Below are 21,378 nucleotides of genomic sequence, written 5' to 3'. Positions count from 1 at the left end.
AATTCTACCACTGCGGGTTGTGTTCGGCTGTAGGAATTAGCACTGAGGGCAAGAAAAGCAGGGGAGCGGACTGACTTGCCGGGACGCTTCAGCCAGACCGGCACCACGCCGCAAACTCGGCCGGCGATATGCCGGCGCTGGCGATTCCCACCAAGATAATGGCGATTCCGACCCCGTTCCGCAGCCATACCGAGGTCGCCCGGCGGCGCAGCAGCGGAAGCCCGAGGCCGGAGCCGGCCAGAACCGGCAGGGTGCCTAGTCCAAAACCGGACATCGCCAACGCCCCGCCGAGCCATGAGCCCGAGAGCATCGCGTAGAACAGGGCAGCGTAGACCATGGCGCAGGGAAGGAAGCCCCACACCGTCCCGCTTACGAAGAGCCCCAGCGCCGGCGGCAATCGTGCCGCACCCGCGACGGCGTCCATCGCCTTGCTGACGCGTGAGCCGAGCCGATACAGCATGACGGGGAGCGGCAGGACCTCGAGCATCGAAAGCCCGATCCAACCCAGCGCCGCCGCGGCGGCCCAGCGCAGAACCGCGTGGCTGAATGATTGGTCGAACGCGCCGAATACGCTCGAACCGACGCCGCCGACGATCGCGCCCGCGATCACGTAGCCGGCGATCCGCCCCGCGTTGATCAGCAACGTCGTTGCCAGGAGATCGCGTGCGGGACGATGGGAATCGAGACCGGCGGCGAAATGGAGGCTGGCTGCGATGCCGGAGCACATGCCGAAGCAGTGCAGGCTCGATGACAGCCCCAGCAGCAGTCCGGCAACAAACAGCGGTTGGTCGAAGTCGAACATCGGAGGGTCCATAGCTAGACCGAACTTGTATCCGACACCGGAGCCGCGGGATCATTGCGCTGTATCAAATTGCGTTGTGATCCCCTGTCAATTATCGATCAGGAAGCCAATCGCCTGGTTGGTGCCGATCGCCAGCGAACCGAAGGCGCAGGCGATCGGGATGAGGCCGATGTCGAGGATGCTGCCTCCGCTCGCGGTGACCAGCGTTCGCATGCTGCCCACGTCCAGGTAATACACGGCGCACAGGAAGAACGCGCCCAATCCGGCCCCGGTCGCAAATGGAATAGCGACATGGGCGGTCAGTAACCTCAGGTTCGTCCGGCTCATCACTTGGCCCCCAGATCGATCAGTCGCCGAAGTTTCACGCGCGCCGTCATTTCCGGCTCCTGATAGTTCATCAGGCCGGTGAATTGCCCCTTGCTGTTCATCATGTAGATCGTTGCCGTATGATCCATGGTGTAATCGCCGCCTTCCAGCGGGACCTTTCGCGCGTAGGCACGGTACCCGGCCATGGCGTCGGATATCTTCTCGGGCGTTCCGGACAAGCCGGTGATGCGCGCGTCGAACGACGAGAGATAGAGCGCGAGTTGCTGCGGCGTATCGCGCTCTGGATCAACAGTGATGAACACAACGTTCAATCGGTCGGCGTCGGGACCGAGCTCCTTGAGCCTCGTCGTCAATTCAAACAGCGTCGTCGGGCACACATCCGGGCAATGGGTGAACCCGAAGAAGGTCAGCGTAGGTTTGCCCAGATAGTCTCGCTCGGTGACGGATTTGCCGCGGTGATCGACGAGCGTGAACGGCCCGCCGATTCCGGTCATCGCCGGCAATTTGTTATCCTTGCGTGTGGCCAGCCAGATCATGGTAATCGCGAAAACAACGATCGGAATGGCAAGCGCCGCCCCGATCCGTGCGGCCTTCAGATTGGTTGCAGGCATCGCTAAGTAACCGTGTGTTCGAGTTGAAGCCAAGCCTCGCGGCGGCGGCCGCGGTAGGAGGAATTCGCATGCATTTGGCGCTCCGCGCATTGCGCCCATGTCCAGCAGCGTCGCTGCCGGGTTCAATCAGTGGGGAGACGTAGGCCGCCAAGGGCCGCAAAGCGCTTCAGGTCAAGTGTGGAGGCGCGCGGGGTTTGATTGGCAACAGTTCGGCTGCACCAAGCGGGCCCAGTGCGATGCGCGGCGTCGGCGGAAAAGAGCGCGACGATGGATAGTTCGGTGCCGCAACGCCAATTTCGTCACCGGCCGCAGCCAGCCCGGGGACCATGCAAAGGATGCAGCATGCGTCGTGCGGGTGATCGGCGGGCGTATCGGGAGCCTGGTCCTGGGTCGCTGCGGTGCCTGACGACAGGCAGATGATGGACAGGCTGTCGAGCGGATTGGCCTTTCCCTGGGGCTGCGGGGCAAGGTTGGATAGCAGAGCCGAAAGCATCAGCGCGCAGGCCGCGACAAGCGCGACATACGCTCTCCAGTGCGGTTGCCGTCGATCCATCATGCCTTAGACATACAGAGCAGGCCTATCGCTGCGATGACACACTATAGAGGACGTGGCTCCGTCCGGCGAGAGCCCATCTCGTTGGAAGTGTATCGCGAAGAGATCTATTCTGCCTCGAACGCTTCAACCGGAAGTCATTTGTCGAATACCAGCTCGTGCAAAAAAGCGGTTGCATGGGGGATTGCTGTCCGGTCTATTCCATGTTTAGGGGAACCGGCATCGGTAAGGGGCTCGATTGAAGACGGGGCGGCACCAGCGTCAACTTATCCGGAAGCGGATGAATCGGCCTGCGCGCGAGCGCGCGGGCCTTTGGCGCATGCTCCGGGATGTTGCCGCGGCTGCTCGCGGCTTTCCGGGCAGCAGGAATGTTCTCGGCGCCGTCCGTTTTGCCGTCATCTGGTTCGCAACGCTCGCGTTGATTTTTCAGACCTCCCTTGCGGCGGTTTCGACGGCGGCAAACGCAGGCCAGTCGAATATGCTGGCGCTCTCGGCGATCTGCAGATCTGTTGACCAGCAAGACCCTTCGGATTCCCACGATCGGGTCGCAGCAGGCCATCTCAAATGCATCGCCTGTGTGATCGGGCACAGCTTTGCGCCGCCATCGCTGTTGATGACGCCACGGCCGGCGCTGGCCGTTGTCGGCGTTTTTTATGCGTTGCCGTTTTCCGTGCCGGCCCTGTACACGGCCCCGTACTATTCTCACTCAGCACGCGGACCACCCGCAGCGGCGTAAGCCAACAAATTCATTCGCTTGGATGTCGCGTGAGCGGCAGTCCGCGATGGATTAGGCCATCCGCTGTTGTCACGCCGACCATGCCGTTCCTCGGCGGTTCTGCGGACGATTGTCCTGCGGGCAGTGAATCGCTGCTTGCGAATTCAACTCGAGAAATAATCATGCAGTCCATCGCTCAGCCCGGCGCTCGCCGATCTTTGCTCGTCACCAGCGCCCTCTTGTCGCCATCCATGGCGCTCGCGCTCCTGTCAGCGGCGTCGTTAACGCCCGCTACGGCTTACGCACAGGCCTCCAGCGTCATTCCTCCTGTCTTGGTGGACGCGCCGAAGCCGAGGCCCAAATCGCGGGCTGTGCCGTCCCGTCGCACCACACAGCGCGGCCCCGCCGTGAATGCTTCGAATCCGGTCCCGCTTCGGAGCCCTGAAGGGCTCGCCGTGCCCGCCAACACCGCAACGATTTCCGGCGAGAGTGCATTATCGCGCGGCCTCGGCACCAGCGATTCCGCGTCGCTGATTGCTGATATTCCCGGCGGAGCGGTTTGGGGCGCAGGCGGCGTATCGAGCCTGCCCGCGATCAACGGTCTCGGCGCCGACCGGATCCAGGTCGCGATCAACAGCATGCTGATCAGTCCAGCCTGTCCCAACGAGATGAATCCGCCGCTCTCGTTCGTCAACCCCGCCATGATCGCCAGGATGCGCGCCTATCTCGGGGTCGCGCCGGTCAGCGTGGGGGGCGACTATATCGGCGGCAAGATCGACGTGACGACAGCGCCGCCGCAATTCGCTACGGGTGGCGGTTGGCAGTCGAGCGTCATGGTGTCCGGATTTTTCCGCAGTATCAGCAACGCCTATGGCGTCGATGCGACAGCCACGCTTGCCAACAAGGATACCAGCGTCACCTACACCGGCGGCTGGGTTCGCGCCGGCGACTACAAGGCGGCCGACGGCACCAAGGTGAAGTCAACGCTGTACGAGACGCAGAACCATGCGTTGAGCATCTCCAAGGAAAGTTTCGGAAACCTGTTTACGGTGCAGGTCGGCGGTCAGTTCATTCCGTATCAGGGCTATGTCAACCAGTACATGGACATGGTCTACAACCGGAGCGCCTTCATCAATGGGCGTTACGAGGGGGTGTTCGACTGGGGCAAACTCGAAGCCAGCGGCTTCTATCACCAGATTCGCCACACCATGGGCTTCATCGCGCCCGACAAGGTCAGCCAGATGCCGATGGATACCAGGGCGTCCGATATCGGCTACGCGCTGAAGGCGACCTTCGCGGCTTCGCGGCAGGACTTGGTCCGCGTCGGCAACGAATTTTACCACAACCGTCTCGACGACTGGTGGGATCCCGTTGCCGGTTCAATGATGATGGGACCCAACAGCTTCATCAACATCAATGACGGCCGCCGCAGCCGGCTCGGCACCTTCGTGGAGTGGGAGCGGCGCTGGGATCGCGAGTGGACGACGCTGGTGGGGCTGCGCAACGACGTGGTCTGGATGAACACCGGCAATGTCCAGGGGTACAACGCGATGATGTATGGCGCCGATGCCGCGGCGTTCAACGCGCTCGACCATGCCAGGACGGATATCAATCTCGACGGTTCCGCGTTGGTGCGCTACGAGCCCGACCAACTGAGCCAGTTCGAACTGGGCTTCGCCCGCAAGACGCGTTCGCCCAATCTCTATGAGCGCTACGCCTGGTCAACCTCGGGCATGGCCATGAACATGATTGGCTGGTTTGGCGACGGCAACGGCTATGTCGGCAATCTCGACCTCAAGCCCGAGAAAGCCCACACGGCGAGCTTCACTGCTGCCTGGCATGATCCCGCCCAGAAGGTCTGGGAATTCAAGGTCACGCCGTACTACAGCTACGTGCAGGACTATATCGACGTCGATCGCTGCGCGGTCCAGATGATGTCGGCGTGCACCGCGGCGAATCTAACCAAGACCAACGACTTCGTGTTCCTGCGGTTTGCCAACCACGATGCGTGGCTCTATGGCGTCAATCTCGACGGCAAGCTCGCGCTGTGGGACGATCCGCTGTACGGCCGGGGCGTGTTCCGTGGCCAGCTCGGCTATGTCCGCGGCCAACGCACTGATGGCGTCAACCTCTATCACGTGATGCCGATCAACGCGAAGCTGGCGTTCGACCATACGCTCGGCGGTTGGAACAACGGCGTCGAGCTGCAACTGGTCGGGTCGAAAGATCAGGTGAACCAGGTCCACAATGAATTGACCGCGCCGTCTTATGCGCTGGTCAATCTGCGCTCGGGCTATCAGTGGCAGGCGGTCCGGGTCGATTTCGGTGTCGATAATCTGTTCAACCGCTATTATGTGTTGCCGTTGGGCGGCGCCGATCTCGTCGATTACAGGGTCGTGTCAATGATGGGTTCGTCGCCTGCTTACGGGTACAACGTGCCGGGTCCGGGGCGTTCGTTCAACGGTCGCCTGACAGTGAAGTTTTGAGCCGCGGCTCGCCGACACACCAATATCCCGGCCCGGGAGTGTCCGGACCGGGATATTGAAATGTGGCCCGTCAGCCTGTGCCCCGGGGAGTTCCTCTGGCATCGAGATTCGGCGCGCGCGGCGAAAATCTCGACAAGCGGTGAGACGAGTGCTACCAAACCCGAGTGTTTTGGGGAAAATCATGCGACGGCGGCTGGAAGTAATCATTCCAATCGTGCTGCTCTCGATCATGGTGCAAGTGATTGCGCCGATCGGGGCTTTTCGCGCGGTCGCTCACGCCGTATCGGATCCCCTCTATATGGCGTCGATCTGCTCCGGAACGGCTTCCACTCCGGACGATACGCAGACGGCTCCGGCCAACACTCAGCACGACCGCGGCGATTGCTGCGCATTTTGCGCGGCCGGTCATGGCGGCGGCAATGCCGTCGAACCGCCCCCGCTGCTCTTTGTAAGTCTGCAGCGCCAGTACCAGCAAGTGTCGTGGCTGCAAGCTGCAGACCCGATGCCGGCCCTGAGGGTCGGCTCGAACGCGCAGGCGCGCGCGCCACCCTCCATTTCCTGACCTAGCGAACACCCGAACGATCGGTGCGGTCACTCCCGCGCCGGTCGGCGCCGTTCAACAAGCTGGCCATGGCGCCAGTGTCAGGAATGTTAAATGTCCAGTGTCTATAAGATATCGCGCGTGTTCGCGCGCAACGTGGTGCTTTCGTCGGCCGCTATTTTCATTCCCGTTTCAGCTGGGGCCCAAAGCAATCCACAAGGCCAGCTGCCGCCGGTCACCGTAGAGGCTCCCCAACAAAAGCGGGCTGCCGCGGTCCGTCCGCCGCAACGCAGCGGCGCGCGAACGCCGCGGGCAGCCCGCGTCGGCAACGCGACGGTTGCACCAATCGCCAACGATCTGGCGAGGGGGCCCGCGCTGACGGTGCTCACCGTGCAACAGGCGCTGCGCGATATTCAGCAGACCCCGGGCGGCGTCGCCATCGTTCCCGCCGCGGCCTACCGGAACTCGACCGTCGCCAATACCATCAAGGATGTTCTCGATTACGTTCCCGGCGTGTTTGCGCAGCCGAAATGGGGCGACGACACGAGACTTTCGATCCGGGGCTCCGGCCTGTCGCGCAACTTCCATCTGCGCGGCGTCCAGCTCTACATGGACGGCGTTCCGATCAACACCGCCGACGGTTACGGCGATTTCCAGGAAATCGATCCCACCGCCTACAAATATGTCGCGGTCTACAAGGGCGCCAATGCGCTGCAGTTCGGTGCCAATTCGCTCGGCGGCGCCATCAACTTCGTCACACCGACCGGCCGCGATCCCTTTCCCAACGGCGTGTCGGCTGATCTCGGAGGGTTTGGATTCCGCCGCTTGCAAGCCAATGCGGGCGGTACGAATGGCCCGTGGGATGGCTTCATTACCGCATCCACCCAGGCGGCAGAGGGATTCAGGGATCACAGCAGCGGGCAGGCCACGCGGGTCAGCGGCAATGTCGGCTATCAATTTTCACCGGATGTCGAGACCCGGTTTTATCTGAACGCGAACGACGTTCGGCAGCGCATCCCGGGCTCCGTCACCAAGCCTATCGCTCTTTCCTCGCCGGAGACGGCGGCGGTCGGAAACGTCATCAATGACTGGCAACGCAACATCGACACCGTCCGCGTCGCCAACAAGACCACCATCCGCTTCGAGAATACGATCCTCGATCTTGGCGCGTTTGCGGTCGACCGGCATCTGATGCACCCGATCTTCCAGTGGCTCGATTATCGCTACAAGGACTATGGCGGCTTCGCAAAGGTCACCGACGACCGGATCATCGGCGGTTTCCGCAACCGGTTCGTGGCCGGGGTCAACATTCTCAACGGCACCAACGATGCCCGGCAATTCGTCAACACCGGCGGGTTCAAGGGAACGCCCACATCCTCCCTGACACAGAAGCCGGAAAACTATTCGGCCTTTGCGGAAAACTCGTTCTATTTCGTGCCGAATGTCGCCTTCGTGGCGGGAACGCAATATCTCTTTGCCGTGCGCGACCAGGTCGTCAACTTCTCGACCAATGGCGACGTCAACGGCCGCAGCACCTTCAGCCTGTGGAGCCCCAAGGTCGGCCTGCTGTGGGACGTCGATCCGACCTGGCAGGTTTTCGGCAACATTTCGCGCAGCGCCGAGGTGCCGAGTTTCGGGGAGAGCGTCAGCCCGAATTTCCTCAATCCGAACTACCCAACCATTCCATTCTTCCTGATCAGGCCGCAGATCGCGACGACCTACGAAATCGGCACGCGCGGCAAACGTCCCGACTTCACCTGGGAATTGGTCGCCTATCGTGCCAACATCCGCGACGAGCTGCAGTGCCAATACAGCTCGTTCGGCAATTGCAACGTCACCAATCTCGACCGCACCATTCATCAGGGCATCGAGGCGGGTGTCGGCGCCGCGGTGTTCAGGAACATCTTCGTCGCGGGAAATGCGCCGGACAAGGTCTGGCTCAACCTCGCCTACACGTTCAACGATTTCCGCTTCGACAATGACCCGACCTTCGGCAACAATCAGCTGCCGGGCGCCCCGCGTCATTATCTGCGGGCCGAGATGCTCTATAAGCATCCGAGTGGCTTCTATATCGGCCCCAATCTCGAATGGGTGCCTGAGTCCTATTTCGTCGACAGCGCCAACACGCTGAAGACCGAACCCTATGCGATCTGGGGACTCAAGGCAGGCGTCGACAACGGCGGAACCTATTCGATGTATGTCGAAGCCAGGAACATCGGCAACAAGGCCTACATTGCCTCCGCCAGCGTCATCGACCGGGCCAATCCGGCATCGCCGCTGTTCGAGCCGGGTAACGGTCGTGCCGTGTATGCCGGCGTCAAGGCGCGCTGGTGAAGTGGACCGCAGGCCCGGCGGACGGAGATCGGGCATGGAATCGTTGACAATCGCCGCCATAAGGGAAACCCGATCGTTCTCAAATTCTGACGCGACGTCACCCCATCATGGCGACCTACTCGTTCACGCAAGAAAAGGAAGAGACACATGAAACACATCGCACGTACCCTCGCTTATGCCGTTGCCTTCGCAACTCTGCTGGCCGCGCCCGCGGGCGCCGAGGAGGTCAAGGCCGGCGACCTCGTGATCACGCAGGCATGGAGCCGTGCCACGCCGGGCGGCGCCAAGGTGGCGGGTGGGTACCTCACCATCGAGAACAAGGGCTCGGCAGCGGATCGTCTGATCGGCGGTGCTGTGGATGTTGCCGCCAGGGTCGAGGTCCACGAGATGTCCATGAAGGACGGCGTCATGATCATGCGCCAACTCGACAAGGGTCTCGCCATCGAGCCCGGCAAGACGGTCAAGCTTGCGCCGGGCGGCTATCACCTGATGCTGATGGATCTCAGGAGCCCGCTCAAGCAGGGCGACAAGCTGCCGGTCACGCTGGAGTTCGAGAAGGCGGGCAAGGTGAAACTGTCGCTCGATGTGCAGGGCGTGGGCGCGCAAGCTCCCGCGGGCGCGGGCCATTCCGGCGGTCACGACATGAAGGGCATGCCCGATCATTCCGGCATGAAGAAGTGAGGCCGACGATGTCGAGGGCTATCTTTCTCGCGGCCATTGCCGCGCTCGCAGCGTCTCGGGCCGGCGCGCATGTCTCATTGGAAAACAAGCAGGCGACGATCGGCGCATCCTACAAGGCGGTGTTCGCCGTGCCGCATGGCTGCGCCGGTTCGGCCACCGTCAAGATCCGCATTCAGATTCCCGAAGGCGTGATTGCGGTGAAACCGATGCCGAAGGCCGGCTGGAGCGTCGAGGCGATCAGCGGAAAATACGCCACCGAGTACGACTACCACGGCAAGAAATTCTCGGAAGGCGTCAAGGAAGTGGTGTGGAGCGGCGGCAAGCTGGCCGACGGCAATTACGATGAATTCGTCGTCAGCACCTATCTGACCGGCGGGCTCAGGCCCAACAGCACGCTGTATTTTCCGGTGGTGCAGGAATGCGAGCAGGGCGTGAGCCGCTGGATCGATATCCCGGCCGAAGGCCGTGCCGGCCATGGCCATGATGGCAAGTCGCCGGCGCCGGGGGTCAAGCTGGTGCCCAAACCATAGGGTTTCGCGATGCGTCTCATCGCCGGCCTCGCCGCGTTGCTGTTGGTTCTCGGGTCGGCAACCGGCGCGTCGGCGCATGCCGTGCTGGTGTCGATGGAGCCCGGCGACGGCAGCGTCCTGTCGCAGGCGCCGAAGTCGGTTCAGTTGCGTTTCAACGAAGCGGTGACGCCGGCGGTCGTCGGGCTGATCGATGCCGAGGGCAGGGCGCGCGACGACGCGACGGTGAGCGGGGTTGGTGAAACCATCGTCATCGCGCTGCCCGACCAGCTGCCGCGCGGCACCCAGGTCGTCAGCTATCGCGTGATCTCGGAAGACGGCCACCCGGTCGCGGGATCTCTGGTGTTTTCGATCGGCGCCCCGACGGGATCGGCGGCGAATCCGGCAAGGGCCGGCCCGTTGAACGGCCTGATCTGGCTGGCGCGGATCGGCGTCTATCTCGGGCTGTTCGCGGGCATCGGCGGGACGTTCTTCGCCTGCTGGATCGGGCGCGTGCGGATTGGTGCGCGGCTGACCGCCGCTACCCTGACGTTGGGGCTTGTCAGCGCGGCGGCATCGCTCGGGGGGCAGGGGCTCGATCTGCTGGATCTGCCGCTCGGCGGCATCCTGACGGCGGCGCCGTGGAAAGCCGCGGCGCTGACGAGCTTGTTTCCGTCCTTGCTGATATCAGCGGTGGCGATGATCGCCGCCATCGTTGCCCTGCGAAGCGAGGTCACGGGCACCGCCGCCATGCTGTCGGCGTTGGCGTTGGCCGGCGTCGGCCTGTCGCTGGCATCCAGCGGTCATGCCGCCAGCGCATCCCCGCAATGGCTGACCCGGCCTTCGATGTTCCTGCATGGCGCAGGCGTTGCCTTTTGGGTCGGCGCGCTCGCGCCGCTGGCGGCGATGGCGTGGCAGCGGACCGAGGGGCTGCTTTTCGTATTGCAACGTTTCTCGCGCGCGGCGGTGCCGGTGGTGGGCCTGCTGGTGCTGACCGGGCTCACGCTCGCGCTCAATCAGCTGCAGGGTTTTCGCGACCTGATCGAGACGAAATATGGAATGATCCTCTCGATCAAGATCACGCTCGTGCTCCTGCTGCTGGGCCTCGCGGCGCTGAACCGCTATCGCCTGACCCCTCGGCTGGCCCGCGATCCCGCCAACACGCGCCCGCTGCTGCGGTCGATTCTGGCCGAATGCATCGTCGTCGTGGCGATCCTGGCGGTCGTCGCCGGCTGGCGCTTCGCGCCGCCGCCACGCGCGCTCGCTGCCGCCGCCGTCACCCCGCTCGCGATCCATATCCACACCGAGACGGCGATATTCCAGGTTCTGGTTTCGCCGGGCAAAGTGGGCACCGACAGTTTTATACTGCAGTTGATGAACGGCGACGGCAGCCCGTTGCCCGCCAGGGAGGCGACCCTGGCGCTGAGCCTGCCCGAGCGCGGCATCGAGCCGCTGGAGCGCAAGGCGCTGCTGGGCGCCGACGGCTACTGGCACGTCCGCGATGTGCCGATCCCCGTGGCCGGCCGCTGGCATCTCCGCATCGACGCCCTGGTCACGGATTTCGAGAGGATCACGCTCGAGGACGAATTCGACGTGCCGGGGCCCTGATCGGGATGTCCCCGGCGGGTTTCACTTGAGCCCCGTTTGCGCCTTAATCGCAGGGTCAATGTCGGGCGTTAAAGATGGCGGGTAATCTGCTGTTTTAGCGGCTTTTTCCGGCGCCGCCCTTGTGTTTTTGCAGCCGATCCGGTTTCACTGGCACTCTCCCGTGTCCGACCGATTCTTCTGGTGCCCCATGCGATTGTCGCGGTTCTTTCTGCCCATCCTCAAAGAAAATCCGAAGGAGGCCGAGATCGTGTCGCATCGATTGATGCTGCGCGCGGGCATGATGCGGCAGGAGGCGGCGGGCATTTATGCCTGGCTGCCGCTGGGCTTGCGGGTCCTGAAGAAGATCGAGCAGATCGTCCGCGAGGAGCAGAACCGCGCCGGCGCCCTCGAGCTCCTGATGCCGACGCTGCAGCTCGCCGATCTCTGGCGCGAAAGCGGCCGCTACGACGCCTATGGTCCGGAAATGCTGCGCATCACCGACCGGCACAAGCGCGAACTCTTGTACGGGCCGACCAACGAGGAAATGATCACCGAGATCTTTCGTTCCTACGTCAAGTCCTACAAGAGCCTGCCGCTCAATCTCTATCATATTCAATGGAAATTCCGCGACGAGCAGCGCCCGCGTTTCGGCGTGATGCGCGGCCGCGAGTTCCTGATGAAGGATGCCTATTCCTTCGACATCGACGAGGCCGCGGCGCGGCGTTCCTACAACCGGATGTTCGTCGCCTATTTGCGCACCTTCGCGCGGATGGGGCTGAAGGCGATCCCGATGCGCGCCGAGACCGGCCCGATCGGCGGCGATCTCAGCCACGAATTCATCGTGCTGGCGGAGACCGGGGAGTCCGCGGTCTATTGCGACAGCGACGTGCTCAATCTTCCGGTGCCCGGCGAGGAGGTCGACTACGAGGCCGATCTCAGCCCGATCATCAAGCAATGGACTTCCGTTTACGCCGCCACCGAGGACGTCCACGACGCCGCGCGCTTCGATCGCGAAGTGCCCGTCGACAAGAAGGTGCACACCCGCGGCATCGAGGTCGGCCAGATCTTCTATTTCGGCACCAAGTATTCGGACACGATGAAGGCGCTGGTGGCCGGCGCCGACGGCGCCGAGGTGGCGATCCATGGCGGCTCCTACGGCGTCGGCGTATCGCGGCTGGTTGGCGCCATCATCGAGGCCTGCCACGACGATGCCGGCATCAAATGGCCGGAGGCGGTGGCGCCGTTCAAGGCGGCGATCCTGAATCTGAAGCAGGGCGCCGACGACACCGATGCGGTCTGCGAAAAGCTCTACCGCGAACTCGACGCCAGGGGCGTCGAGGTGCTGTACGATGACACCGACCAGCGCGCCGGCGCAAAGTTCGCCGCCGCCGACCTGATCGGCATTCCCTGGCAAATTCTGGTAGGCCCGAAGGGGCTCGCCGAAGGCAAACTCGAACTCAAGCGGCGCAGCGACGGGTCGCGCGAAAATCTGACCCCGGCGGAAGTGGTGGCGAAGCTCGCCTCGTGACGAATTATCCACCGCGGGCGCCGGAATATCAGACGCTACGGCCACAATTAGCCCGAATCGTGTGAAAATCGAACTATGGATGATGCCATGAGCGAGCCAGTTCGAACCCCACCTTTCGCACCGTTCGAATGGCTGTTGTCCGGGCGCTATCTGCGCGCCCGCCGCAAGGAAGGCTTCATCTCCGTCATCGCCGGCTTCTCGTTCCTCGGCATCATGCTCGGCGTCGCCACGCTGATCATCGTGATGGCCGTCATGAACGGCTTCCGCAAGGAATTGCTGGACAAGATCCTCGGCCTCAACGGGCACTTGCTGGTACAGCCGCTGGAATCGCCCTTGACCGACTGGAAGGACGTCGCCGAGCGCATCAACCAGGTCTCGGGCATCCGTCTCGCAGCCCCCGTCGTCGACGGCCAGGCGCTGGCATCCTCGCCGTTCAACGCATCGGGCGTCTTCGTTCGCGGCATTCGCGCCGACGATCTCAACAACCTCACCTCGATCGCCAAGAATATCAAACAGGGCACGCTCGAAGGTTTCGACGAGGGCCAGGGCGTTGCGATCGGGCGCCGGCTCGCCGATCAATTGTCGCTGCACGCCGGCGACAGCATCACGCTGGTGGCGCCGAAGGGCGCGGTGACCCCGATGGGCACGACGCCGCGCATCAAGCCCTACAAGATCGCCGCGGTGTTCGAGATCGGCATGTCGGAATATGACGGCACCTTCGTGTTCATGCCGCTGCCGGAGGCGCAGGCCTATTTCAACCGCAAGGACGATGTCACCGCGATCGAGGTGTTCACCACCAATCCCGACCGGATCGACGCCTTCCGCAAGAGCGTGACCGAGGCGGCGGGGCGGCCGGTGTTCCTGGTCGACTGGCGGCAGCGCAACTCGACCTTCTTCAACGCGCTGCAGGTCGAACGCAACGTGATGTTCCTGATCCTGACCATGATCGTGCTGGTCGCCGCCTTGAACATCGTCTCGGGCCTGATCATGCTGGTGAAGGACAAGGGCAGCGACATCGCGATCCTGCGCACCATGGGCGCCTCGCAGGGCTCGATCATGCGGGTGTTCCTGATCACGGGGGCTGCGATCGGCGTGGTCGGCACGCTGACCGGGTTTTTCGTCGGTCTCCTGATCTGCCTCAATATCGAATCGATCCGGCAATTCCTGTCCTGGCTCACCAATACCGAGCTGTTTTCGCCGGAGCTCTACTTCCTGTCCAAGCTGCCGGCCGAGGTCGATTTCGGCGAGACCGCCGCTGTCGTGATCATGGCGCTGACGCTGTCGTTCCTCGCCACGCTCTATCCGTCGTGGCGTGCCGCGCGCCTCGACCCCGTCGATGCGCTCCGGTACGAGTGAGGGCGAGATGGAGCAGGAGGCACAAGATGTACCGGTCGTCTATCTCCACGAGATAAAGCGCCAGTACACCCAAGGCACCGAGACCTTGAACATTCTCAACGGCGCCAAGCTTGCGCTGTGGGCGGGGCAGTCGGTCGCGCTGGTGGCGCCGTCGGGCGCTGGCAAATCGACGCTGCTGCATATCGCGGGCCTGCTGGAGACGCCCGATGACGGCGAGGTCTATATCGGCGGTGCGCCGACCTCGCAATTGTCGGACATCGAGCGAACCCTGATCCGCCGCACCGACATCGGCTTCGTCTACCAGTCGCACCGGCTGCTGCCGGAATTCTCTGCGCTCGAAAACGTCATGCTGCCGCAGATGATCCGTGGCCTCAAACGCGCCGAGACCGTCAAGCGCGCCACCGAAATCCTTGCCTATCTCGGCCTCGGCGACCGTATCAAGCACCGGCCGGCGGAACTGTCGGGCGGCGAGCAGCAGCGAGTGGCGATCGCGCGTGCGGTCGCCAATGCGCCGCGCGTGCTGTTCGCCGATGAGCCGACCGGCAACCTCGATCCCCACACCGCCGACCACGTGTTCGGGGCGATGATGCAGCTGGTCAAGGCGACGCGCGTCGCGATGCTGATCGTGACCCACAATATGGAACTGGCCGGCCGCATGGACCGCCGCGTGTCGCTCGAAGAGGGTCAGGTCGTCGAGCTGGACTAGCTTGAGGGCTGGGCACGGCGTCCCCCCGGCAGTGCAGGGCGGCCTGGACAAAAAACGCGAAAACGACCCCATGCACAGTAAGGTGGCCCCCTCGCTCGCAGTACTCGTGCTGCGCTGCGTCAGGGGCACTGGCTCAATCGGAACCGGCTCCGGGCCGGATCGCCGTCATCCTGCGATAACGGCTTGAACCGCTTCCCTCCAGGCAGGCATAGTTAGGCCATGCAGAATTCCATCGGGACCATCATCGCCGCGGTCGTGATCAGCGTGGCGCTCCTCGTCCTGTTCCGGTGGGAACTGGTCGCCGCGGGCGCCGGCATGGCCACCAATGGCGTCTACCGGCTGGATCGCTGGACCGGGGCGATCGTCGCCTGCGGTCAGCGCGCCAACCCGCCGGTCACGCTGGATTGCGAGTCGAAATAGAGGTCCCTGCCCAAGGGACCGCCGGGGCGGTCCAGGACGGGTGTCGGCTCAACTTCGGAATTAACCACGGGGCTCGCTTCCCAATCCGACCCATATGCCGCCCCTTGACTCCGAGAACAAAAAAGGAACAATGTTCCTCATATGTTCTCACTTTCAGGAGTCGGGCATGTTGAAGACATTCGTGGAAGAAGCGGCAGCGCTGGCGTCGATCACGCTGTTTGTCGGGATGATCGCGGTGTGGGCGCAGCTGATTCCCCAGCTCTGAGCGTTCGGGGACATGGCCGACACCCGTTCGGGACATCGCGGCCACCCTGGGGAAAAGCCGGACGGCGGACTGGAAGGGGGCCTTCTGCGTGGACACGTCCGGGCTGAGGCATCACCATTGCGGGGCGAGTCGGCCCTTGAGGGCGGACTGCCCCCCTCACGCCAGTTGATCGCTTGACCGCCATGACCTCAAGACCGTCGGCAACCATGTCCAATGCCGGATTTGTCCATCTCCACGTCCATTCCGCCTATTCGCTGCTGAAGGGGTCGATCAAGATCCAGAAGCTCGGCGAACTGGCGAAAGCGGACCGCCAGCCGGCGCTGGCGCTGACCGACACCGACAACATGTTCGGGGCGCTGGAATTCTCCGACAAGATGGCCGGCTACGGCATCCAGCCGATCATCGGCTGTGAGCTGGTGATCGATTTCGGCGACCAGGACCCGAACGCGCGCAATGCGCTTGCCGCAGGACCATCGCGGATCGTGCTGCTGGCGGCGCGCGAGCGCGGCTATCGCAGCCTGATGCGGCTGAACTCGCGGGCGTTCCTGGAGACGCCAATCCATCAGGCCCCGCACATCAAGTTCGAATGGCTGCAGGGCGACGCCGAGGACCTGATCGCGCTGACCGGCGGTCCCGACGGCCCGATCTCGCTGGCGCTCGGCGCCGATCACGCAGCACTGGCGGCCACCCGCTGCGACCGGCTGGCGAGCCTGTTCGGCGACCGGCTCTACGTCGAATTGCAGCGCCACGGCATCGACAAGGAGCGCCGCACCGAGGCCGGCCTGATCGATCTGGCCTACGCCAAGGGCCTGCCGCTGGTCGCGACCAACGAGCCGTATTTCGCGGCCACCGACGACTATGAAGCCCATGACGCGCTTTTGTGCATCGCCGGCGGACGTCTGATCGCCGAAACCGATCGCGAGCAGCTCACCCCGGACCACCGCTTCAAGACCCGCGCCGAAATGGCGGTGCTGTTCGCCGATATTCCGGAAGCGCTGGCATCGACCGTCGAGATCGCCGAGCGCTGTTCGTTCCGCCCGAGGACGCGCAAGCCGATCCTGCCGCGCTTCACGGTCGGCGCGAGTTCGAATGCCGCCGAAGCGGAGAGCGAGGAGGCGGCCGAGCTGCGCCGTCAGGCCGAGCAGGGCCTCGGCAACCGGCTCAAGGTCCATGGCCTCGCGCCGGGCCAGACCGAGGAAAGCTATCGCGCCCGGCTCGCCTTCGAACTCGATGTCATCACCCGCATGAACTATGCGGGCTACTTCCTGATCGTTTCCGACTTCATCAAATGGGCGAAGTCGGAGGGCATTCCGGTCGGACCGGGCCGCGGCTCCGGAGCGGGCTCGCTGGTCGCCTATGCCCTGACCATCACCGATCTCGATCCGATCCGGTTCGGCCTCCTGTTCGAGCGCTTCCTCAATCCGGAACGCGTGTCGATGCCCGACTTCGACATCGACTTCTGCCAGGACCGGCGCGGCGAGGTCATCGACTATGTTCAGCGCCGCTACGGCCGCGATCAGGTCGCCCAGATCATCACCTTCGGCACCTTGCAGGCGCGCGGCGTGCTGCGCGACGTCGGGCGCGTGTTGCAGATGCCCTATGGGCAGGTCGACAAACTCACAAAACTTGTGCCGCAAAATCCCGCCGCACCGGTGACGCTGGCGGCGGCGATCGCGAGCGAACCGAAGCTGCAGGCGTTCCGCGACGAGGATCCGGTGGTGGCGCGCGCCTTCGACATCGCGCAGCGATTGGAGGGGCTGACCCGGCACGCTTCCACCCACGCCGCGGGCATCGTGATATCGGACCGGCCCCTGAGCGAGCTGGTGCCGCTCTACCGCGATCCGAAATCCGACATGCCGGTGACCCAGTTCAACATGAAATGGGTCGAACCTGCAGGGCTGGTGAAGTTCGACTTCCTCGGCCTGAAGACGCTGACGGTGCTCGATGTCGCCGTGAAGCTGCTGAAGCAGCGCGGCGTCGAGGTCGATCTCGCGACCCTGCCGCTCGACGACGCCAAGAGCTACCAGATGCTGGCGCGCGGCGACGTGGTCGGCGTGTTCCAGGTTGAAAGCCAGGGCATGCGGCGGGCGCTGGTCGACATGCGGCCCGACCGTTTCGAGGACATCATCGCGCTGGTGGCGCTCTACCGCCCGGGTCCGATGGCGAACATCCCGACCTATTGCGCGCGCAAGCACGGCGACGAAGAGCCGGAATACCTTCACCCGATGCTCGAGCCGATCCTGAAGGAGACCTTCGGCGTCATCATCTACCAGGAACAGGTGATGCAGATCGCGCAGGTCATGGCCGGCTATTCGCTCGGCGACGCCGACCTGCTGCGCCGCGCGATGGGCAAGAAGATCCGCTCGGAGATGGAACAGCAGCGCGCGATCTTCGTCGCCGGCGCGATGAAGAACAATGTGACGAAAGGCCAGGCCGACACCATCTTCGAACTGCTGGCGAAGTTCGCCGACTACGGCTTCAACAAGAGCCACGCCGCCGCCTACGCGCTGGTGTCGTATCACACCGCCTACATGAAGGCGCATTACCCGGTCGAGTTCCTGGCGGCGTCGATGACACTCGATCTCTCCAATACCGACAAGCTCAGCGAGTTTCGTGCCGAAGCGCAGCGGCTCGGCATCAAGGTCGAGGCGCCCTCGGTCAATCGCTCCGGCGCCACCTTCGAGGTCAGCGACGGCACCATCTATTACGCGCTAGCGGGCCTGAAGGGCGTCGGCCACCAGGCGGTCGAACTGATCGTCGAGGCGCGCAAGGACGGCCTGTTCACCTCGCTGGCCGATTTTGCCGCGCGGGTGAATCCGCGCGCGATCAACAAGCGCGTGATCGAGAGCCTGGCTGCGGCCGGCGCCTTCGACGCGCTGGATTCCAATCGCGCGCGGGTGTTCGCGGGCGCGGAGGCGATCCTCAGCGCGTGCCAGCGCAGCCACGAGGCCGCGACCATGGGGCAGAACGACATGTTCGGAGGCGCCGCCGACGCGCCGACCATCATGCTGCCGCAGATCGAACCCTGGCTGCCGGCCGAACGGCTGCGGCGCGAATATGACGCCATCGGCTTCTTCCTCTCCGGCCATCCGCTCGACGACTACGCCACGGTGTTGAAGCGGCTGCGGGTGCAGTCCTGGGCGGAATTTTCCCGCGCGGTCAAAACCGGCGCCACCGCCGGCAAGGTTGCCGCCACCGTGGTGTCGCGCATGGAGCGGCGGACCAAGACCGGCAACAAGATGGGCATCATGGGGCTGTCGGATCCGACCGGCCATTTCGAAGCGGTGCTGTTTTCCGAGGGGCTCGCGCAGTATCGCGACGTGCTGGAGCCAGGGGCTGCGGTGCTGCTGCAGCTCGGTGCCGAGCTGCAGGGCGAAGACGTGCGGGCGAGGGTGCTTCACGCCGAGCCGCTCGACGCCGCCGCGGCCAAGACCCAGAAGGGTCTTCGCATTTTCGTCCGCGACACCCGGCCGCTCGAGTCGATCGCCAGGCGGCTGCAGATGCCCGAGGCCGCGCCGCCGGGCGGACCGGCCCGCGGCCTTCAGGCCAAACCGGCTCCCGCGCCCGCGGGCGGCGCCGACGGCGACGTCTCGCTGGTGATGATGCTCGACCTCGAAACCGAGGTGGAAATGAAGCTTCCCGGCCGTTTCAAGGTCTCGCCACAGATCGCGGGCGCAATCAAGGCGGTTTCGGGCGTGGTGGACGTGCAGCAGTTGTAGGTGGGCGAGGGGACGATTGCCCCCCCCAAACCGGCCATATTTCCTTGCTTCTCGCGAAAATACCGCTATATACCGCGCCATCTCACACGGAAGCATGGCTCAAAAGGCCGTCCGGTGGCAGCCGGGCCGAGAAGGCTCGTATGCTCACACGCTTCCGGAGGAACCAACCGGAGAATTGAACCATGGCGCTACCCGAGTTTTCTATGCGTCAGCTGCTCGAAGCTGGCGTTCACTTTGGCCACCAATCGCACCGCTGGAATCCGAAGATGGCGGATTACATTTTCGGTGCCCGCAACAACATCCACATCATCGATCTCGCCCAGACCGTGCCGCTGCTGCATCGCGCGCTCCAGGCGGTCAGCGATACCGTCGCCAAGGGCGGCCGTATCCTGTTCGTCGGCACCAAGCGCCAGGCGCAGGACGGCGTGGCCGAGGCCGCCAAGCGCTCGGCGCAGTACTTCGTCAATTCGCGCTGGCTCGGCGGCACGCTGACCAACTGGAAGACGATTTCCGGTTCGATCAAGCGGCTGCGCCATCTCGAGGAAGTGCTCAATTCGGGCGACGCCAACGCCTACACCAAGAAGGAGCGGCTGACGCTGCAGCGCGAGCGCGACAAGCTCGACCGTTCGCTCGGCGGCATCAAGGACATGGGCGGTCTGCCCGACATGATCTTCGTGATCGACACCAACAAGGAAGACATCGCGATCCAGGAAGCCCAGCGGCTCAACATTCCGGTCGCCGCGATCGTCGATACCAATTCGGACCCCAAGGGCATCACATACGTGGTCCCGGGCAATGACGACGCCGGCCGCGCCATTTCGCTGTATTGCGATCTGATCGCGCGCGCCGTGATCGATGGTATCTCACGCGCGCAGGGCGAGTCCGGGATCGATATCGGCGCCTCCGTGCAGCCGGTTCGCGAAGCGATTCCCGCGGCATCCCAGCCCACCGGTTTCCAGGGTCTCGCCGGGCCGCGCGGCACCGCCGACGACCTCAAGAAGCTTACCGGCGTGTCCGGCGCGATCGAGAAGAAGTTCAACGATCTCGGCATCTTCCATTACTGGCAGCTGGCCGAACTCGATCACGACACCGCGCACAAGATCGGCGAAGAGGTCGGGCTCCCGTCCCGCGCCGATGGCTGGGTAGCCCAGGCCAAGGCGATGACCGCGGAAGCGGAATAACAACCTGATGCGTGCGGCCGGAATTTCCCGGCCGCAAATTCGGTTTCAAATACGACATTCCCTGATGGTGGACGGCGGCGAGGCGGCAACGGCCGCGCCGCGGTCGCCCTGACAGGCAGGAAGGACGTTCAACGATGGCAACGATTACAGCGGCGATGGTCAAGGACCTGCGCGAGACGACCGGCGTCGGCATGATGGACTGCAAGCAGGCGCTTGCCGAGAACGACGGCGACATGCAGGCGGCGATCGACTGGCTTCGCAAGAAGGGCCTGTCGAAGGCCGCCAAGAAGGCCGGCCGCGTCGCTGCGGAAGGCCTGATCGGCACGCTGATCGCAGGGACCAAGGGCGTCGTGGTCGAGGTCAATTCCGAGACCGATTTCGTTGCGCGCAACGAGCAGTTCCAGGGACTGGTCAAGATGATCGCCCAGGTCGCGCTCGAAGCCGGCGCCGACGTGGAAAAGATCAAGGCCGCGAAGGTCGGCAGCGTGACGGTCGAGACCGCGGTCTCGGACGCGATCGCGACCATCGGCGAAAACATGACGCTGCGCCGCGCGGCTTCGCTCGAAGTCGGCAAGGGCGTGGTGTCGAGCTATGTGCACAACGCCGTGGTCGAAGGCGCCGGCAAGATGGGCGTGATCGTGGCGCTGGAATCCACCGGCAAGACCGAGGAGCTGGCCGCGCTCGGCCGTCAGCTCGCGATGCACGTGGCCGCCGCCAACCCGCAGGCGCTGGATCCGGCAGGGCTCGATCCCGCGGTCGTGAAGCGCGAGAAGGACGTGCTGGCCGACAAATACCGTCAGCAGGGCAAGCCCGAGAACGTGATCGAAAAGATCATCGAGTCCGGTTTGAAGACCTATTACAAGGAAGTCTGCCTGCTCGAGCAGGCCTTCATTCATGACAACGCCAAATCGGTCGCCCAGGCGGTCAAGGAATCCGAGGGTAAGATCGGCGCGCCTGTGAAGATCACGGGATTTGTGCGCTATGCTCTGGGCGAGGGAATCGACAAGCAGGAATCCGATTTCGCGGCCGAGGTCGCCGCCGCCAGCGGCAAGAAATAACG

General features: G+C 63.8%; 18 protein-coding genes. 14 read left to right on the top strand and 4 right to left on the bottom strand.

The annotated features are described in order from the left end of the window. Positions 1 to 88: 88 nt before the first annotated feature. The 4 genes from KMZ68_RS14955 to KMZ68_RS26240 form a co-directional block, all read right to left on the bottom strand. Positions 89 to 802, bottom strand: a complete 714-nt coding sequence (locus KMZ68_RS14955) for a sulfite exporter TauE/SafE family protein (RefSeq protein WP_215612055.1) — start codon at positions 800 to 802, stop codon at positions 89 to 91. Between the two features lie 87 nt (positions 803 to 889). Beyond that, entirely contained in the window at positions 890 to 1,129 is a 240-nt protein-coding gene (locus KMZ68_RS14950; RefSeq protein WP_215612054.1) for a hypothetical protein, read from the bottom strand. Further along, the gene (locus KMZ68_RS14945; protein ID WP_249779366.1) at positions 1,129 to 1,866 is read right to left on the bottom strand and encodes an SCO family protein; all 738 of its coding nucleotides are present in this window, start codon (positions 1,864 to 1,866) and stop codon (positions 1,129 to 1,131) included. The genes KMZ68_RS14950 and KMZ68_RS14945 overlap by 1 nt, the downstream gene beginning before the upstream one ends. 40 nt (positions 1,867 to 1,906) lie before the next feature. Beyond that, complete coding sequence (locus tag KMZ68_RS26240) at positions 1,907 to 2,233, bottom strand: hypothetical protein (protein WP_371741333.1); 327 nt, start codon at positions 2,231 to 2,233, stop codon at positions 1,907 to 1,909. Between the two features lie 340 nt (positions 2,234 to 2,573). Between KMZ68_RS26240 and KMZ68_RS14940 the strand changes: the two genes are divergently transcribed. From KMZ68_RS14940 to tsf, 14 genes are all read left to right on the top strand, one after another. Next, positions 2,574 to 3,029, top strand: a complete 456-nt coding sequence (locus KMZ68_RS14940; protein WP_215612053.1) for a DUF2946 family protein — start codon at positions 2,574 to 2,576, stop codon at positions 3,027 to 3,029. A 161-nt stretch (positions 3,030 to 3,190) separates the two neighbouring features. Then, the gene (locus KMZ68_RS14935; RefSeq protein ID WP_215612052.1) at positions 3,191 to 5,494 is read left to right on the top strand and encodes a TonB-dependent receptor; all 2,304 of its coding nucleotides are present in this window, start codon (positions 3,191 to 3,193) and stop codon (positions 5,492 to 5,494) included. Positions 5,495 to 5,675: 181 nt separating this feature from the next. Beyond that, positions 5,676 to 6,056, top strand: coding sequence for a DUF2946 domain-containing protein (locus KMZ68_RS14930; protein WP_215612051.1), 381 nt, complete (start codon positions 5,676 to 5,678; stop codon positions 6,054 to 6,056). A gap of 93 nt (positions 6,057 to 6,149) precedes the next feature. Next, positions 6,150 to 8,369: a TonB-dependent receptor family protein gene (locus tag KMZ68_RS14925; RefSeq protein WP_215612050.1), complete on the top strand. Its 2,220-nt coding sequence runs from the start codon at positions 6,150 to 6,152 to the stop codon at positions 8,367 to 8,369. A 147-nt stretch (positions 8,370 to 8,516) separates the two neighbouring features. Next, complete coding sequence (locus tag KMZ68_RS14920) at positions 8,517 to 9,050, top strand: copper chaperone PCu(A)C (protein ID WP_215612049.1); 534 nt, start codon at positions 8,517 to 8,519, stop codon at positions 9,048 to 9,050. 8 nt (positions 9,051 to 9,058) lie between these two features. Then, positions 9,059 to 9,580 (top strand): YcnI family protein, encoded by a 522-nt coding sequence (locus KMZ68_RS14915; protein WP_215612048.1) that lies wholly within the window; start codon positions 9,059 to 9,061, stop codon positions 9,578 to 9,580. 9 nt (positions 9,581 to 9,589) lie between these two features. Then, complete coding sequence (locus KMZ68_RS14910; RefSeq protein ID WP_215612047.1) at positions 9,590 to 11,164, top strand: copper resistance CopC/CopD family protein; 1,575 nt, start codon at positions 9,590 to 9,592, stop codon at positions 11,162 to 11,164. Between the two features lie 187 nt (positions 11,165 to 11,351). After that, complete coding sequence (gene proS, locus KMZ68_RS14905) at positions 11,352 to 12,671, top strand: proline--tRNA ligase (protein ID WP_215616348.1); 1,320 nt, start codon at positions 11,352 to 11,354, stop codon at positions 12,669 to 12,671. 75 nt (positions 12,672 to 12,746) lie between these two features. Then, positions 12,747 to 14,027 (top strand): lipoprotein-releasing ABC transporter permease subunit, encoded by a 1,281-nt coding sequence (locus KMZ68_RS14900; protein ID WP_215612046.1) that lies wholly within the window; start codon positions 12,747 to 12,749, stop codon positions 14,025 to 14,027. Then, positions 14,008 to 14,733, top strand: a complete 726-nt coding sequence (locus KMZ68_RS14895) for an ABC transporter ATP-binding protein (RefSeq protein ID WP_371741332.1) — start codon at positions 14,008 to 14,010, stop codon at positions 14,731 to 14,733. Before KMZ68_RS14900 ends, KMZ68_RS14895 begins: the two co-directional genes overlap by 20 nt. Before the next feature lie 219 nt (positions 14,734 to 14,952). Further along, positions 14,953 to 15,153, top strand: coding sequence for a hypothetical protein (locus KMZ68_RS14890; RefSeq protein ID WP_215612045.1), 201 nt, complete (start codon positions 14,953 to 14,955; stop codon positions 15,151 to 15,153). Positions 15,154 to 15,624: 471 nt separating this feature from the next. Beyond that, positions 15,625 to 19,137 (top strand): DNA polymerase III subunit alpha, encoded by a 3,513-nt coding sequence (dnaE, locus tag KMZ68_RS14885; RefSeq protein WP_215612044.1) that lies wholly within the window; start codon positions 15,625 to 15,627, stop codon positions 19,135 to 19,137. Between the two features lie 182 nt (positions 19,138 to 19,319). Next, the gene (locus KMZ68_RS14880; protein WP_215612043.1) at positions 19,320 to 20,318 is read left to right on the top strand and encodes a 30S ribosomal protein S2; all 999 of its coding nucleotides are present in this window, start codon (positions 19,320 to 19,322) and stop codon (positions 20,316 to 20,318) included. Between the two features lie 134 nt (positions 20,319 to 20,452). Beyond that, positions 20,453 to 21,376, top strand: a complete 924-nt coding sequence (tsf, locus tag KMZ68_RS14875; RefSeq protein ID WP_215612042.1) for a translation elongation factor Ts — start codon at positions 20,453 to 20,455, stop codon at positions 21,374 to 21,376. Positions 21,377 to 21,378 lie beyond the last annotated feature (2 nt).

This window comes from Bradyrhizobium sediminis, assembly GCF_018736105.1.
GTDB lineage: Bacteria > Pseudomonadota > Alphaproteobacteria > Rhizobiales > Xanthobacteraceae > Bradyrhizobium.
This window is presented reverse-complemented; position numbering and strand designations above follow the sequence as displayed.

Bases quoted from the DNA above. Each gene is read 5' to 3' on its own strand.
- KMZ68_RS14895 (WP_371741332.1), top strand. From the start codon at position 14,008: ATGCGCTCCGGTACGAGTGAGGGCGAGATGGAGCAGGAGGCACAAGAT.
- KMZ68_RS14930 (WP_215612051.1), top strand. From the start codon at position 5,676: ATGCGACGGCGGCTGGAAGTAATCATTCCAATCGTGCTGCTCTCGATC.
- KMZ68_RS14925 (WP_215612050.1), top strand. From the start codon at position 6,150: ATGTCCAGTGTCTATAAGATATCGCGCGTGTTCGCGCGCAACGTGGTG.
- KMZ68_RS14880 (WP_215612043.1), top strand. From the start codon at position 19,320: ATGGCGCTACCCGAGTTTTCTATGCGTCAGCTGCTCGAAGCTGGCGTT.
- KMZ68_RS14940 (WP_215612053.1), top strand. From the start codon at position 2,574: ATGAATCGGCCTGCGCGCGAGCGCGCGGGCCTTTGGCGCATGCTCCGG.
- KMZ68_RS14935 (WP_215612052.1), top strand. From the start codon at position 3,191: ATGCAGTCCATCGCTCAGCCCGGCGCTCGCCGATCTTTGCTCGTCACC.
- KMZ68_RS14900 (WP_215612046.1), top strand. From the start codon at position 12,747: ATGGATGATGCCATGAGCGAGCCAGTTCGAACCCCACCTTTCGCACCG.
- dnaE (WP_215612044.1), top strand. From the start codon at position 15,625: ATGTCCAATGCCGGATTTGTCCATCTCCACGTCCATTCCGCCTATTCG.
- KMZ68_RS14950 (WP_215612054.1), bottom strand. From the start codon at position 1,129: ATGAGCCGGACGAACCTGAGGTTACTGACCGCCCATGTCGCTATTCCA.
- KMZ68_RS14890 (WP_215612045.1), top strand. From the start codon at position 14,953: ATGCAGAATTCCATCGGGACCATCATCGCCGCGGTCGTGATCAGCGTG.
- tsf (WP_215612042.1), top strand. From the start codon at position 20,453: ATGGCAACGATTACAGCGGCGATGGTCAAGGACCTGCGCGAGACGACC.
- KMZ68_RS14915 (WP_215612048.1), top strand. From the start codon at position 9,059: ATGTCGAGGGCTATCTTTCTCGCGGCCATTGCCGCGCTCGCAGCGTCT.
- KMZ68_RS14955 (WP_215612055.1), bottom strand. From the start codon at position 802: ATGTTCGACTTCGACCAACCGCTGTTTGTTGCCGGACTGCTGCTGGGG.
- KMZ68_RS14910 (WP_215612047.1), top strand. From the start codon at position 9,590: ATGCGTCTCATCGCCGGCCTCGCCGCGTTGCTGTTGGTTCTCGGGTCG.
- proS (WP_215616348.1), top strand. From the start codon at position 11,352: ATGCGATTGTCGCGGTTCTTTCTGCCCATCCTCAAAGAAAATCCGAAG.
- KMZ68_RS26240 (WP_371741333.1), bottom strand. From the start codon at position 2,233: ATGCTTTCGGCTCTGCTATCCAACCTTGCCCCGCAGCCCCAGGGAAAG.
- KMZ68_RS14920 (WP_215612049.1), top strand. From the start codon at position 8,517: ATGAAACACATCGCACGTACCCTCGCTTATGCCGTTGCCTTCGCAACT.